We start from the raw sequence: 1,253 nt of genomic DNA on the forward strand, positions 1-1,253 counted from the left end.
CACCAACCACCCCGMSRYCTCCCGCRCCGCCCCCCGCTCCGCCGCCCCGTGTGGTGACGGCGCGGGCTGCGGCCCGTACGGCGTCGTGGGCGTCGGCGACGGCGACGGGCCAGCCCGCGAGTGCGAAGCACCCCAGGTCGTTGGCGTCGTTGCCGGCGTAGAGGACGCGCTCTGGGGCGATCCCGCGCTCCTCGCACCACTGTTTGAGTGCGAGGTCCTTGCGGTCGATGCCGTGCAGCACGGGCAGCCGGAGCTTGGCGGCGCGGGCGGCGACGACCGGGTTGGTCTCCGTGGAGAGGATCAGCACTTCGAGGCCCGCGCGGCGCAGGGCCGCGATGCCGAGGCCGTCACCGCGGTGGACGGCGACGGTCTCCCTCCCTTCGGAGTCGACGTACACCCGGTCGTCGGTCTGGGTGCCGTCGAAGTCGAGGACGACCGCGTCGATGTCCTCGCGGGTGGGCAGCGCACCGGGGCCTTGCCGGTCGGCGTCCAGCAGGGGCGCCAGCGCGCGGGCGCGGTCGAGGTCGTGGGGGTCGTCGATCTCCAGGACGCGTGCCGGGTCGGTGCGTACGACGGCGGTCCGTCCGAAGAACCGGTGGCCGGCTTCCCGGAAGCCCATGGCGTCCATGGCGTAGGCCGCGCCGGTCTCCAGCAGGTCCTCGGGCCGGTCCTGGCGGCGTGGCCGTACGGCGCGGTCGTGGTTGACGCCGTACGCGCTGCCCGCATGGCCGCCGGGCGCCGCCGGCGCACCACCGGGCGCCGTCGGTACACCGGCGGGGGCCGTCTCGCCGCCGTCCCGCCACACGAAGCCGTGGAAGGGAGCCACGGTCAGGGCGCTGTCGGCTCCGTCGTCGATGACGGCGGACGCGACCCGTTCGACGTCCTCCCGTACCAGGAAGGGGCTGGTGCACTGGACGAGGAGCACCGTGTGCAGCGGTGTGCGGTGCCTCTTCTCCCACTGGTCCATGGCGTGCAGGACGGCGGCCTCGCTGCTGGCCAGGTCGCCCGCGATGGCCGCGGGCCGCTCGACGACCTCGGCCCCTGCCGAGCGTGCGGTCTCGGCGATGGCGGGGTCGTCGGTGGAGACGACGACGTCGGTGACGTTCCGCGCCGCCAGGCATTCGCGGACGGCGCGGGCCACGAGCGGCACACCGGCGACGGGCGCCAGGTTCTTGGCGGCCACGCCTTTGGACCCGCCACGGGCCGGTATCACCGCGAGGACCGCGGGGGTAGACGACATGCTGACTCCAGGG

At 74.8% G+C, this 1,253-nt stretch carries 1 pseudogene; it reads right to left on the reverse strand.

From position 1 onward, the window contains the following. A pseudogene (locus AB8Z75_RS34620) lies at positions 1-1,240 on the reverse strand (NTP transferase domain-containing protein); the annotation flags it as partial. Between the last annotated feature and the right edge of the window lie 13 nt (positions 1,241-1,253).

This window comes from Streptomyces sp. PU-14G, from assembly GCF_041028275.1.
In the GTDB taxonomy this organism is placed as follows: Bacteria; Actinomycetota; Actinomycetes; order Streptomycetales; family Streptomycetaceae; genus Streptomyces.